We start from the raw sequence: 13,288 nt of genomic DNA on the forward strand, positions 1-13,288 counted from the left end.
ACCACAGGGCCGAAGACAAAGCGGCCGCACACCAGCCGACCGGCCGGTAGCACCCCGAGGACGGGGCCCGGCGTACGGCGCACATGCATGGAGGACGTGACGTGGCGAACGACGCCAGCACCGTTTTCGACCTAGTGATCCTCGGCGGTGGCAGCGGCGGGTACGCCGCGGCCCTGCGCGGAGCGCAGCTGGGCCTGGACGTCGCTCTGATCGAGAAGGGCAAGGTCGGCGGCACCTGCCTGCACAACGGCTGCATCCCCACGAAGGCGCTGCTGCACGCCGGCGAGATCGCGGACCAGGCCCGCGAGTCCGCCCAGTTCGGCGTCAAGGCCACCTTCGAGGGCATCGACATGGCGGCCGTCCACAAGTACAAGGACGACGTGATCTCCGGCCTGTACAAGGGCCTCCAGGGACTCGTCGCCTCCCGCAAGGTGCACTACATCGAGGGTGAGGGCCGGCTCTCCTCCCCCACCTCGGTGGACGTGAACGGCCAGCGCATCCAGGGCCGCCACGTGCTCCTGGCGACCGGCTCCGTGCCGAAGTCGCTGCCGGGCCTGGAGATCGACGGCAACCGCATCATCTCCTCGGACCACGCGCTGAAGCTGGACCGCGTCCCGAAGTCCGCGATCGTGCTGGGCGGCGGCGTCATCGGCGTCGAGTTCGCCTCGGCGTGGACCTCCTTCGGCACCGACGTGACGATCATCGAGGGCCTGAAGCACCTCGTCCCGGTCGAGGACGAGAACAGCTCGAAGCTTCTTGAGCGCGCCTTCCGCAAGCGCGGCATCAAGTTCAACCTCGGCACGTTCTTCCAGAGCGCCGAGTACACGCAGGACGGCGTCCGCGTGACCCTCGCCGACGGCAAGACCTTCGAGGCGGAGGTGCTGCTGGTCGCGATCGGCCGCGGCCCGGTCTCGCAGGGCCTCGGTTACGAGGAGGCCGGGGTCAACATGGACCGCGGCTACGTCCTGGTCGACGAGTACATGCGCACCAACGTGGAGACGATCTCCGCCGTGGGCGACCTGGTCCCGACGCTCCAGCTGGCGCACGTCGGCTTCGCCGAGGGCATCCTCGTCGCGGAGCGGCTGGCCGGTCTCAAGACCGTCCCGATCGACTACGACGGCGTCCCCCGGGTCACGTACTGCCACCCCGAGGTCGCCTCCGTCGGCATCACCGAGGCCAAGGCCAAGGAGCTCTACGGCGCGGACAAGGTCGTCGCGCTGAAGTACAACCTCGCGGGCAACGGCAAGAGCAAGATCCTCAAGACCGCGGGCGAGATCAAGCTCGTCCAGGTCAAGGACGGTGCCGTGGTCGGCGTCCACATGGTCGGTGACCGTATGGGCGAGCAGGTCGGCGAAGCCCAGCTGATCTACAACTGGGAAGCGCTGCCGGCCGAGGTCGCCCAGCTCATCCACGCCCACCCGACCCAGAGCGAGGCGCTCGGCGAGGCCCACCTGGCCCTGGCCGGCAAGCCCCTGCACTCCCACGACTGATCCAGTCGACCGGGCGCGACGACCGACCACTTCCGCATTTTCGTAAGGAGCAACTGAAACCATGTCGGTTTCCGTAACCCTTCCGGCGCTCGGCGAGAGCGTCACCGAGGGCACTGTCACCCGCTGGCTGAAGGCCGAGGGCGAGCGCGTCGAGGCCGACGAGCCGTTGCTCGAGGTCTCGACCGACAAGGTCGACACCGAGATCCCCGCCCCCGCCTCCGGCGTCCTGTCGTCCATCAAGGTCGCCGAGGACGAGACCGTCGAGGTCGGCGCCGAGCTGGCCATCATCGACGACGGCTCGGGCGCTCCGGCGGCCGAGTCCGCTCCGGCCGCCGAGTCCGCTCCGGCCGCCGAGCCGGCCGCGGCCCCCGCCGAGGCACCGGCCGCCGAGGCCCCTGCCGCCCCGGCCCCCGCGGCCGAGGCTCCGGCCGCCGCCCCGGCCGGTGGTGCCTCCGGCACCGACGTCACCCTCCCGGCGCTCGGCGAGAGCGTCACCGAGGGCACCGTCACCCGCTGGCTGAAGGAGGTCGGCGAGGAGGTCGCGGAGGACGAGCCGCTGCTCGAGGTCTCCACGGACAAGGTCGACACCGAGATCCCCGCCCCGGTCGCCGGTGTGCTGCTGGAGATCGTGGTCGGCGAGGACGAGACCGCCGAGGTCGGCGCCAAGCTCGCCGTCATCGGCGCGCCCGGTGCCGCTCCGGCCCAGGCCCCGGCCCCGGCTCAGCCCGCCCCGGCCCAGGAGGCCCCGGCCCCCGCGCCGGCTCCGGCCGCTCCGGCCCCCGCCGCGCCCGCCCCGGCGCCGGCTCCGGCCGCTCCGGCCCCGGCGCCCGCCGCCCCGGCCCCGGCCGCCCCGGCGCAGGCTCCGGCCGCCGCCCCGGCCGCGACCTCCGGTGACGACGGCGCGTACGTCACGCCGCTGGTCCGCAAGCTCGCCGCCGAGAACGGCGTCGACCTGGGCTCGGTCAAGGGCACCGGCGTCGGTGGCCGCATCCGCAAGCAGGACGTCGTCGCCGCCGCGGAGGCCGCCAAGGCCGCCGCCGCTGCCCCGGCGCCCGCCGCCGCCGCTCCGGCCGCCGCCTCCAAGGCGCCGAAGCTGGAGGCGTCCCCGCTGCGCGGCCAGACCGTCAAGATGACCCGCATGCGCAAGGTCATCGGCGACAACATGATGAAGGCGCTGCACTCGCAGGCCCAGCTGACGTCGGTCGTCGAGGTCGACGTCACCAAGCTGATGAAGCTGCGCGCCAAGGCGAAGGACGGCTTCGCGGCCCGTGAGGGCGTCAAGCTCTCCCCGATGCCGTTCTACGTGAAGGCCGCCGCCCAGGCGCTGAAGGCCCACCCGGTCATCAACGCCCGGATCAACGAGGACGAAGGCACCATCACGTACTTCGACTCGGAGAACATCGGCATCGCCGTGGACGCCGAGAAGGGCCTGATGACCCCGGTCATCAAGGGCGCGGGCGACCTCAACATCGCCGGTATCTCGAAGAAGACCGCCGAGCTGGCCGGCAAGGCCCGCGGTGGCGGCCTGACCCCGGACGACATGTCCGGTGCCACCTTCACCATCAGCAACACCGGCTCGCGCGGTGCGCTGTTCGACACCGTCATCGTGCCGCCGAACCAGGCAGCCATCCTGGGCATCGGCGCCACCGTGAAGCGTCCCGCGGTCATCGAGACCGAGGAGGGCACCGTGATCGGTGTCCGCGACATGACGTACCTGTCGCTCTCCTACGACCACCGTCTGGTGGACGGCGCGGACGCCGCCCGCTACCTGACCGCGGTCAAGGCGATCCTGGAGGCCGGCGAGTTCGAGGTCGAGCTCGGCCTGTAACCAGCCTCACGATCGGCGCCCCCGTCCGGAACACTTCCGGGCGGGGGCGCCGCCGTATTGTCTAGACACCACCGGTCGCCCCGGCCACCGAGCCCGGTGCAGGCGTACCGGTCTGTCCGAAGGAGCCCGTCATGACCCCGCCCGTCGTCCACTCGCTGCGCGAACAGATCCGCGAGCACATCGTGGAGGGGATCGTCAGCGGGCGCTGGAAGCCGGGCGAGCGGATCGTGGAGCGGCGCATCGCGACCGAGCTGGAGGTCAGCCAGACGCCCGTGCGCGAGGCGCTGCGGGAGCTGGAGACGCTGCGGCTGATCGAGTCGGCGCCCAACAAGGGCGTCCGGGTCCGCAACCTCACCGCCGCGGACCTGGAGGAGAGCTACCCCGTACGGGCGGGCCTGGAGCAGATCGCGGCCGAGCTGGCGGCCCCCGGGCTCGGCGAGGACTGCTCGCTGCTGGACCCGCACGTGGCGGCGCTGTACGAGGCGGACCGGCTGGCGGACGGCGAGGCCCAGGTCCGGCACACGGTCGGCTTCCACCGCGAGATGGTGCGGGCGGCGGGGAACGCGGTGCTGCTGCACACCTGGGAGGGGCTGGGCATCGAGGTGTTCACGGCCCTGTCGATCCGCTGGCTGGGCACGGTCCAGAAGTCGTACGCGGAGGAGCACGAGGCCCTCATCGACGCGTTCCTGCGCAAGGACCCGGACATCGGGACCCTGGTGAAGGCCCACGTCCTGGGCTGCGCGCCACGCGCCTGAGGCGCTGCGCAAGTGTCGCCCCTGCCGCTCTTCCGTGCAGGCCGGCGCCCGTTTTGACGGGTAAATCCCGTCACTCGGTGCCCCATTTCATGGCACCGCATGCCACTTTCTTCATATCGAGAAGTTTTGCCGTTCATCCTTTGATCGATCATCGATCGGCGACTTACAGTTCACTCCGCGGGCCCACCGGCCCCATCGCCCTGTCCTGCCAGTCAGGGACTTCTCCACCCCCCTCCTCACCGGAAGGCGGCGATCATGACCGACCCCGTAGGAAAGCTTCCGAGCGAGCTCGACCAGCTCCCGGACCGCGACCCGGAGGAGACCGCTGAATGGGCGGCCTCCCTGGATGCCGTCACCAAGGCCGCGGGCCCGCACCGTGCCGCGTACCTCATGCGGCGCTCGCTCCAGCACGCCGAGGGCGCCGGTCTCGCGCTGCCCAAGCTGCTGGAGACCGATTACGTCAACTCCATCCCGACCGCCGCGGAGCCCGACTTCGACGGCGACCTGGAGATGGAGTCGAAGATCACCGCGTGGAACCGCTGGAACGCGGCCGCGATGGTCACCCGTGGCGCGCGCTTCGGCGTCGGCGGCCACATCGCCACCTTCGCCTCGGCGGCCTGGCTGTACGAGACCGGCTTCAACCACTTCTTCCGCGGCAAGGAGGGGGACGGCTCCGGCGACCAGCTGTACGTGCAGGGCCACGCCTCCCCCGGCATCTACGCCCGCGCCTTCCTCGACGGCCGGCTCAGCGAGCAGCAGCTCGACAACTTCCGCCAGGAGTCGGGCGGCAACGGCCTGCCCTCCTACCCGCACCCGCGGCGGCTGCCCTGGCTGTGGGAGTTCCCCACGGTCTCCATGGGCCTCGGCCCGCTCTCGGCGATCTACCAGGCGCGCTTCAACCGCTACCTGGCCAACCGCAACATCAAGGACACGTCGAACTCGCACGTCTGGGCCTTCCTGGGCGACGGCGAGATGGACGAGCCCGAGTCGACCGCGGCCCTCGCCCTCGCGGCCCGTGAGCAGCTCGACAACCTGACCTTCGTCATCAACTGCAACCTGCAGCGCCTCGACGGTCCGGTCCGCGCCAACTTCCGCGTCGTGCAGGAGCTGGAGGGCGCCTTCCGGGGCGCCGGCTGGAACGTCATCAAGACGCTCTGGGGCAACGCCTGGGACGAGCTGTTCCAGCTCGACACCACGGGCGCGCTGGTCCGCCGCCTCCGCGAGGTCCCGGACGCGCAGTTCCAGACGTACGCCACCCGCGACGTCGCGTACATCCGCGAGCACTTCTTCGGCGCCGAGCCCGCCCTCGCCGAGCTGGCGAAGCTGCTCACCGACGCGAAGATCGCCGAGTGCTTCTACACCTCGCGCGGCGGCCACGAGGCCCGCAAGGTGTACGCGGCCTACCGCGCGGCCGTCGAGCACAAGGGCGCGCCGACCGTGATCCTCGCCCAGACGGTGAAGGGCTACACGCTCGGCAAGGGCTTCGAGTCCAAGAACGCCAACCACCAGATGAAGAAGCTGTCGATCGACGAGTTCAAGGGCATGCGCGAGCTGCTCGGCCTCCCGATCCCGGACAGCGCCTTCGCCGACGGCCTGGTGCCCTACGGCCACCCGGGCGCCGACTCCCCCGAGGTCCGCTACCTCCAGGAGCGCCGTGCCGCCCTCGGCGGCCCCGCCCCGGCCCGCCGGGTGCACGCGGTGGCGCTGCCGCAGCCCGAGGAGCGCGCGTTCGCGGCGCTCAAGAAGGGCTCCGGCAAGCAGGAGATGGCCACCACCATGGCCTTCGTCCGCCTGGTCAAGGACCTGATGCGGGACAAGCAGACCGGCAAGCGCTGGGTGCCGATCGTCCCGGACGAGGCCCGCACCTTCGGCATGGAGTCGCTGTTCCCCTCGGCCGGCATCTACTCGCCGCTGGGCCAGACGTACGAGCCGGTCGACCGCGACCAGCTGATGTACTACAAGGAGGCCAAGGACGGCCAGATCCTCAACGAGGGGATCACCGAGGCCGGCGCGATGGCCGACTTCATCGCCGCCGCCACGTCGTACGCGACGCACGGCGAGACGATGATCCCGTTCTACATCTTCTACTCGATGTTCGGCTGGCAGCGGACGGGCGACCAGTTCTGGCAGCTCGCCGACCAGCTCGGCAAGGGCTTCATCGTCGGCGCCACCGCCGGCCGTACGACCCTGACGGGCGAGGGCCTCCAGCACGCGGACGGCCACTCGCACCTGATCGCCGCCACGAACCCGGCGTCGCTCAACTACGACCCGGCGTTCGCGTACGAGATCGCGGTGATCGTCAAGGACGGTCTGCGGCGGATGTACGGCCCCGACGCCGAGGACGTCTTCTACTACCTGACGGTCTACAACGAGCCGAAGCCGCAGCCCGCGATGCCGGAAGGCGTCGAGGAGGGCATCGTCAAGGGCCTGTACCGCTTCAAGGAGGGCACGCCCGCCGCGGCGGACGCGCCGCGCGCCCAGCTGCTGGCCTCCGGAACGGCGATCCACTGGGCCCTGGAGGCCCAGGAGCTGCTGGCCGCCGACTGGGGTGTCACGGCCGACGTCTGGTCCGCGACCTCCTGGGGCGAGCTGCGCCGCGAGGCGCTGGAGTGCGACGAGGCGCTGCTCCGCGGTGAGCAGCGGGTGCCGTACGTGACGCAGGTGCTGGAGGGCGCTCCGGGCCCGGTCGTCGCGGTCAGCGACTGGATGCGCGGGGTCCCGGACCAGATCAGCCAGTGGGTCGAGCAGGACTACACCTCGCTCGGCACGGACGGCTTCGGTCTCTCCGACACGCGTGACGCGGCCCGTCGCCACTTCGGCGTCGACGCCCCGTCCGTCGTGGTCGCCACGCTGGCCCAGCTGGCCCGTCGCGGCGAGGTGCCGGCGACGGCCGTCAAGGAGGCGCGGGACCGCTACGGTCTCTGAGCGTGATCAGGCCCGTCCGGCTTGAGGCTTTGTCCTCAATCGCCGGACGGGCTTGATTTTTGCCGCGCCGCGGTCCAGCCACAATGGCCGCATGCGTGCTGCCCGGCTGATCCGAATGGTGCTGCTCCTCCAGGCCCGCCCCGGCATGACCGCCGCCGAGCTGTCCCGGGAGCTGGAGGTGTCCGAGCGGACCGTCACCCGGGACGCGCAGGCCCTCTCCGAGGCCGGGGTCCCGGTGTACGCCGAGCGCGGCCGGGCCGGCGGCTACCGGCTCGTCGGCGGCTACCGCACCGGGCTGACCGGTCTCGCCCGCGACGAGGCGGAGGCGCTGTTCCTGTCCGGGCTGCCCTCGGCCCTGCGCGAGATGGGGCTCGCGGACGCCGCCTCGGCCGCCCGGCTGAAGGTGTCGGCGGCCCTGACGCCCGCGCTGCGGGACGCCCCGGCGGGGGCGGGCCGGCGCTTCCACCTGGACGCGCCCGGCTGGTACCAGGAGCCCGTCACGCCGGAGCTGCTGCCCGCCGTGGCCGAGGCCGTGTGGCGCGACCGGCTGCTCCTGGCCCGGTACCGGCGGGCCGGGCGGGACTCCGACGTCGAACGGGAGCTGGCCCCGTACGGGCTCGTCCTGAAGGCGGGCGTCTGGTACCTCTGCGCCCGCGCGGGCGACGACACGCGGGTGTACCGCATCGACCGGTTCACCGCCGCCACCGTTTCGGACACCCCTTTCGTCAGGGACGAGGGTTTCGACCTGCCCGCCTTCTGGGAAGAGCGGTCCGCCGCGTTCGCCCGCTCCCTGCTGCGTACGGAGGTGAGGCTGCGGCTCTCGGAGGCGGCCGCGCACCGGCTGCCGCACCTCGTGGACCGGGCCGCCGCCACGGAGGCGCTGGAGGCGGCCGGGCCGCCCGGTGCGGACGGCCGGGTCACGGTCACCCTGCCGGTGGAGTCCCTGGACGTCGCCTACGGCCAGCTGCTGGGCCTCGGACCGGAGTTGGAGGTGCTGGAGCCGGCCGCCCTGCGGGAGAGGTTCGCGACGGCCGCGGCGCGCCTGCACGCGCTCTACGGGGGCGCGCCCTGACGGCTTCGTTCAGATGTCTGGGCGTGCATCCGCGGCTCTCAGGGCAGATGCTGGACCCGTGATGGACGAGACCGAGTTCTGGGAGCTGATCGACAGCACGCGCGAGGCCGCCGACGGCGACCCCGAGGACCATGCCGATCTGCTGGTCGACAAGCTGGTGCTGCTCGACCCCGAAGCGGTGCTGGACTTCGCCCGGCACTTCGAGGCCCGCTTCAACCGGGCCTACCGCTGGGACCTGTGGGGCGCCGCCGCCGTCCTGCTCGGCGGCGCGAGCGACGACGCCTTCGACTACTTCCGCTGCTGGCTGATCGGCCGGGGCCGGGAGGTCTTCGAGGGCGCCGTGCACGACCCGGACGCCCTGGCCGAGCTGCTCGACTCCTTCGACGAGGAGCTGGACGGCGACGGCGAGGAGCTGGGGTACGCGGCCGACGAGGCGTACGAACAGCTCACCGGCGTCGTCGCGCCCGACCTCGGCCTCCCCCCGCAGCCCGACGAGCCGGAGGGCGCCGAGCTGGACCCGGACGACGACGCGGCCCTGGCGGCCCGGCTGCCCGCGCTCTGGGAGCGGTTCGGCGTCACGGGGTGAGCGGGCGGCCCATCATCACGTCGTCCACGTACCGCCCGTTCAGGAAGAACTCGCCCGGCAGCACGCCCTCGACGGTGAAGCCCTCCGCCTCGTACAGCGCGCGGGCGGGCGCGTTGTGGCCGAGGACCCGCAGGGTGATCCGGTTCGCCCCCTCGCCGCGTGCCGTCGCGCAGGCCGCGCGGATCAGGGCCCGCCCGACGCCCCGGCCGCGCGCCCAGTGGGCCACGGCGAGGCCCTGGATCTGCCGGACGTGCGCGTTGCAGGCCAGCGGGGTCGGCGGCACGACGCGTATGTAACCGGCCGGCGCCCGCTCCCCCGCCTCGTTCACCGCCTCCGCCACCAGGATGTCCCGGGGCGTGTGCCGCTCGTCGAAGAACGGGGCGTACGGCGGCTGCGGGCGCGGCTGCACCGCGTGCAGCGTCGACCAGGTGGCACGGTCCAGTTCGCCGAGCGCGGGCTCGTCCGCGAGATCGGCACGGCGGACGAGGGGCGCGGCGGATGCGGCGGAATCGGTCATGGCCGCCACTGTGCCACGGCCGTGTACGGCGGCCCCGGTGGGGCAGGATGGACGCCATGCCGCACTCCCGTATCGCCGTCAGCGGATCGACCGGACTCATCGGAGCGGCGCTGGTGCGCTCGCTGCGGGCCGACGGGCACGAGGTGGTGCGCCTGGTGCGCCATGCCGCCCGGGCCGGTGACGAGGTGGAGTGGGACCCGAAGCGGGGTTACGTGGACGTGGCCGGTCTGGTGGGCTGCGACGCGGTCGTCCATCTCGCCGGGGCGGGCGTCGGCGACCACCGCTGGACCGAGGCGTACAAGAAGGAGATCCGGGACAGCCGGGTGCTGGGCACCGCCGCGCTCGCGGACGCCGTCGCCTCGCTCGACACCCCGCCCGCCGTGCTGCTGTCCGGCTCCGCGATCGGCTTCTACGGGGACACCGGCGACCGCCCGGTGGACGAGGAGGCGCCGCCCGGGGACGGGTTCCTGCCATCGGTCTGCGTGGAGTGGGAGGAGGCCACGGCGGCGGCCGAGGAGGCGGGAGTGCGTACGGTGCACGCCCGCACCGGCCTGGTGGTCGCCCGGGAGGGCGGTGCCTGGGGGCGGCTCTTCCCGCTGTTCCGGGCGGGGCTGGGCGGTCGGATGGGCAACGGGCGGCAGTACTGGAGCTTCATCGCGCTGCACGACCACATCGCGGCGCTGCGGCACATCCTGGACACGCCGGAGCTGTCCGGTCCGGTGAACCTGACCGCCCCGACGCCCGTCACCAACGCCGAGGTGACCGCCGCGATGGGCCGGGTGCTCCGGCGGCCGACGCTCTTCACGGCGCCCGCTCCGGCGCTGCGGCTCGCGCTCGGCGAGTTCGCCGGGGATGTGCTGGGCAGTCAGCGGGTGCTGCCCGCGCGGCTGCTGGGCTCCGGCTTCTCGTTCGCCTTCCCGTCCGTCGATGCCGCCATCCGCGCCGCCCTGCGCTGACGGACCGTCCGGGCAGCCCGGTTTTTTTCGGACGGGCGTGCGACCCCGTGCATCGGTGCTCCGGTCCGCGCGCGACTGCGCACGATCGGGCCACTCTCCTAGCCTCCTGACGAACTCACGCATTCCGGTGGGCGGTTGAGGGCATGAGCCCCCCACCACTTGCGCCGAACCGGGGAGGGCACGTGCTCAGCACGGCACACCACGCGGACGTCGTCATCATCGGGGCCGGGATCGCCGGCCTGTCGGCGGCCCACCGACTGACCAGCGCCGGGGTCAGCGTCAGCGTCCTGGAGGCCGGCCCCGGCGTCGGCGGCCGGATGGCCACCGACGAGGTGGACGGGTTCCGCCTCGACCGGGTCGGCCCGCTGCTCAACACCGCGTATCCGGAGCTCCGCACCACCCCGGGGCTCGACGGACTCGTCCTGCGCCCCTTCGATCCCGGGGTCCTCGTGCACAGCGAGGGCCGCCGCCACCGGACCGGCGAGACCCGCCGCGTGCCGGGCGCACGCAGCGCACGGGGCGCGCTCAAGGCGGCGCGCGCCCTCGCGCACGCCCCCCGGCCGCCGCGCGCGGGCGCCCTCACCGGGGCGATGGGCGGTGCGATCGACCACGCCCGGCTCGGCGCGGCCCTGGCCCGCCTCGCCGCCACCCCGCCGTCCCGGCTCCTCGCCCGGCCGGAACGCGCCGCGCTCGACGCCCTGGCCGGCCGGCTCTCCTCCCGTACGCTCGACGGCTTCGTACGGCCGCTGCTCACCGCGCTGCTCAGCGACCCGGAACTCACCACGTCCAGCCGGTGCGCCGACCTCGCCCTGCGGACGTACGCGAGCGGACGGCTGTGTGTACCGGAGGGCGGGGCAGGTACGCTGCCGGCGCTCCTCGCCGCCTCCCTGCCGCCGGGGACCGTACGCACCGGGGTGCACGTCACCTCCGCCGACATCACCTCCGTACGCACCAAGGAGCACGGCGAGCTGGGCTGCCGGTCGCTGCTCGTGGCCACCGGGGCGAGCGCCGCCGCCGAGCTGCTGCCGGGTCTGCGGCTGCCGTCCTTCCACCCCGTGACGGTTCTCCACCACACCGCGCCCGCTCCCCCGCCCACCGGCGCCTCACTCCTCCTGGACGCCGACCGGTCGGGCCCCGTGTCCCACACCGCCGTGATGAGCGAGGTCGACCCGGCCCGCGCCCCGGAGGGCCGGACCCTGATCAGCTCCACGGTCCTCGGCACCCCGCCCGACGACCTGGACCGCACGGTCCGCGCCCACCTCGCCGCGCTCTACGGCGTGCCCACCGACGACTGGGAGCTGCTGGCCGCCCACCACGACCCGGAGGCCGTCCCCGCGATGCCCGCCCCGCACGACCCGCACCGCCCGGTCCGGCTTCTCGCGGGCCTGTACGTGTGCGGCGACCACCGCGACACCGGCACCGTCCAGGGCGCCCTGTCCTCGGGCGCCCGCGCCGCCGCCTCGATCCTCCACGACCTCGGCATCCGCCCGGCCGCCGCGGACACCGCGCTCCCCGAGGCGGCCTGAGACCTGGACGCCTCAGCCCAGCGCGGCGACCCGCTCCCGGTAGCCGCGCACGGCTGCGGCGTCCCGGTAGGGCTCCAGCCGCCGTTCGAAGTCCCGTACGTACTCCGTGGCCCGCGCCGAGCGCATCTCGGCCGCCTGCTGGGCGGCCTCCGCGCCCAGCCGGCACGCCTGGTCCAGCTCGCCGAGCCCGAGCCGGGCGGACGCCAGCACCACCCGGCAGAACAGCCTGCTCCGGGCGTACGCGGGGGCGCGCAGCTGGAGCGCGCGCTCCGCGTACTGCGCGGCGGACCGGTACTGCTGGAGGTCGCGGTGGCAGTGCCCGAACTCGTCGGCGAGCTGCGCCTCGTCGAAGTGGCGCGCCCAGTGCGGGACCTCGTCGCCGGGGCGGGCCGCCTCCAGCGCGCGTTCCGCCCTGGCGAGCGAGGCCGTGCACGCCTTGGAGTCCCCGAGCACCGCGTGCCCGCGCGCCTCCACCGCGTGCAGCAGGGCCATGACGGTGTGGGGCGCGGCCGAGCCGATGCCCTGCTGCGCCACCCGGGCCAGCTGGACCGCTTCCCGGCCGTGGGCGAGATAGACCGCCTGGCGGCTCATGGTGATCAGCACATAGCTGCCGTAGGCCCGGTCGCCCGCCGCCTGGGAGAGCCGGAGCGCCTGCACGAAGTAGCGCTGCGCGAGCCCGTGCGCCGCGATGTCGTACGAGGTCCAGCCGGCCAGCCTGGTCAGGTCGGCGGCCGCCCCGAAGAGCCGCCTGCCGGTCGCCTCCCCGTACGTGCCGCGCAGCATGGGCTCCGTCTCGTGCTCCAGGTACCGCACGAGGGCCTGCCGGGCGTGCCCGCCGCCGTAGGCGTGGTCGAGCGTACGGAAGAGCTCGGCCACCGAGCGCAGCGCGGCGACGTCCCCCTCGCCGACCCGGAGCCCGGAGCCCCGCTCGGTCTGCCGCTGCCGGGGCACCCCGGGGCTGCCCGTCGCGCCCCCGGCCGGGGCGCCGGGCGGTGCGGGCACTCCGCCGGGGCGCGAGGGCACCGGCCCCCGCACGCCGTGCCGCCCGCCCTGCTCGGGCACGGCGGTCAGGGCCCCGGTGGCGGGGAGCTGGGCACCGGCCGCCCGTGCGGCACCGGCCCTGGCGGCCCCGCCGGGCACCGGGCGGCCGGCCCACTCGTCGGCCCGGCCGATCAGCCAGTCCCGGCTGGGCACGACGAGACCGGCCGGGGTGAACGCGATCTTCCGCAGCTCGGTCTGGCTGCCCGAGTCCTTGCGCCAGAGCCCGCTGACGATGTCGACCGCTTCGGCGGGCGTGGCGGCGAACTCCAGGCCCGCGTAGACCGGGGCGCAGGCGTCGAGGCCGAGGTCCTGCGCGGAGAGGCGGCGGCCGAGGCGCCGGGTGAAGACCTCGGCGATCAGCGCGGGGGTGGTGCCCCGGGGCTGCTGGCCGCGCAGCCAGCGGGTCACGGAGGTCTTGTCGTACCGCAGGTCGAGTCCGTGTTCGAGGCCGAGCTGGTCCACCCGGCGGGCGAGACCGGCGTTGGAGAACCCGGCCTCGGTGATGAGCGAGGCGAGCCGGCGGTTGGGCGTGCGCTGCGGAGGTCGTTCCGACATCAGCTCTAGGGTCTCCTGCCTTCGGGGCCGGGCAGCC

Annotated in this window: 10 protein-coding genes; 8 read left to right on the forward strand and 2 right to left on the reverse strand. The window is 73.6% G+C overall.

The window, feature by feature from the left end:
• Positions 1-101 precede the first annotated feature (101 nt).
• From lpdA to OHS17_RS09015, 6 genes are all read left to right on the forward strand, one after another.
• Positions 102-1,490 (forward strand): dihydrolipoyl dehydrogenase, encoded by a 1,389-nt coding sequence (gene lpdA / locus OHS17_RS08990; RefSeq protein WP_330311728.1) that lies wholly within the window; start codon positions 102-104, stop codon positions 1,488-1,490.
• Positions 1,491-1,551: 61 nt separating this feature from the next.
• Positions 1,552-3,318: a 2-oxoglutarate dehydrogenase, E2 component, dihydrolipoamide succinyltransferase gene (gene sucB / locus OHS17_RS08995; protein ID WP_330311729.1), complete on the forward strand. Its 1,767-nt coding sequence runs from the start codon at positions 1,552-1,554 to the stop codon at positions 3,316-3,318.
• A 131-nt stretch (positions 3,319-3,449) separates the two neighbouring features.
• Positions 3,450-4,073 carry a GntR family transcriptional regulator gene (locus tag OHS17_RS09000; RefSeq protein ID WP_330311730.1) on the forward strand — a complete coding sequence of 208 codons (624 nt, stop codon included), beginning with the start codon at positions 3,450-3,452 and terminating at the stop codon, positions 4,071-4,073.
• Positions 4,074-4,328: 255 nt separating this feature from the next.
• The gene (aceE, locus tag OHS17_RS09005; RefSeq protein ID WP_330311731.1) at positions 4,329-6,998 is read left to right on the forward strand and encodes a pyruvate dehydrogenase (acetyl-transferring), homodimeric type; all 2,670 of its coding nucleotides are present in this window, start codon (positions 4,329-4,331) and stop codon (positions 6,996-6,998) included.
• Between the two features lie 91 nt (positions 6,999-7,089).
• Positions 7,090-8,070 carry a helix-turn-helix transcriptional regulator gene (locus OHS17_RS09010; protein ID WP_330311732.1) on the forward strand — a complete coding sequence of 327 codons (981 nt, stop codon included), beginning with the start codon at positions 7,090-7,092 and terminating at the stop codon, positions 8,068-8,070.
• Positions 8,071-8,131: 61 nt separating this feature from the next.
• Complete coding sequence (locus OHS17_RS09015) at positions 8,132-8,656, forward strand: DUF4240 domain-containing protein (protein WP_330315197.1); 525 nt, start codon at positions 8,132-8,134, stop codon at positions 8,654-8,656.
• Here the strand turns inward: OHS17_RS09015 and OHS17_RS09020 are convergent.
• Complete coding sequence (locus OHS17_RS09020) at positions 8,646-9,173, reverse strand: GNAT family N-acetyltransferase (protein WP_330311733.1); 528 nt, start codon at positions 9,171-9,173, stop codon at positions 8,646-8,648. The genes OHS17_RS09015 and OHS17_RS09020 overlap by 11 nt on opposite strands.
• Before the next feature lie 56 nt (positions 9,174-9,229).
• On the opposite strand from OHS17_RS09020, the gene OHS17_RS09025 reads away from it, so the two are divergent.
• Positions 9,230-10,129, forward strand: coding sequence for a TIGR01777 family oxidoreductase (locus OHS17_RS09025; RefSeq protein ID WP_330311734.1), 900 nt, complete (start codon positions 9,230-9,232; stop codon positions 10,127-10,129).
• Between the two features lie 182 nt (positions 10,130-10,311).
• Positions 10,312-11,655: an NAD(P)/FAD-dependent oxidoreductase gene (locus OHS17_RS09030; protein WP_330311735.1), complete on the forward strand. Its 1,344-nt coding sequence runs from the start codon at positions 10,312-10,314 to the stop codon at positions 11,653-11,655.
• 12 nt (positions 11,656-11,667) lie between these two features.
• Here the strand turns inward: OHS17_RS09030 and OHS17_RS09035 are convergent, their stop codons facing one another.
• On the reverse strand, positions 11,668-13,251 hold the full coding sequence (locus tag OHS17_RS09035) for a regulator (RefSeq protein WP_330311736.1): 1,584 nt from the start codon (positions 13,249-13,251) through the stop codon (positions 11,668-11,670).
• Positions 13,252-13,288: the final 37 nt, after the last annotated feature.

Source organism: Streptomyces sp. NBC_00523 (genome assembly GCF_036346615.1).
Lineage (GTDB): Bacteria > Actinomycetota > Actinomycetes > Streptomycetales > Streptomycetaceae > Streptomyces.

Bases quoted from the DNA above. Each gene is read 5' to 3' on its own strand.
- OHS17_RS09035 (WP_330311736.1), bottom strand. From the start codon at position 13,251: ATGTCGGAACGACCTCCGCAGCGCACGCCCAACCGCCGGCTCGCCTCG.
- OHS17_RS09000 (WP_330311730.1), top strand. From the start codon at position 3,450: ATGACCCCGCCCGTCGTCCACTCGCTGCGCGAACAGATCCGCGAGCAC.
- OHS17_RS09025 (WP_330311734.1), top strand. From the start codon at position 9,230: ATGCCGCACTCCCGTATCGCCGTCAGCGGATCGACCGGACTCATCGGA.
- OHS17_RS09010 (WP_330311732.1), top strand. From the start codon at position 7,090: ATGCGTGCTGCCCGGCTGATCCGAATGGTGCTGCTCCTCCAGGCCCGC.
- aceE (WP_330311731.1), top strand. From the start codon at position 4,329: ATGACCGACCCCGTAGGAAAGCTTCCGAGCGAGCTCGACCAGCTCCCG.
- OHS17_RS09020 (WP_330311733.1), bottom strand. From the start codon at position 9,173: ATGACCGATTCCGCCGCATCCGCCGCGCCCCTCGTCCGCCGTGCCGAT.
- OHS17_RS09015 (WP_330315197.1), top strand. From the start codon at position 8,132: ATGGACGAGACCGAGTTCTGGGAGCTGATCGACAGCACGCGCGAGGCC.
- sucB (WP_330311729.1), top strand. From the start codon at position 1,552: ATGTCGGTTTCCGTAACCCTTCCGGCGCTCGGCGAGAGCGTCACCGAG.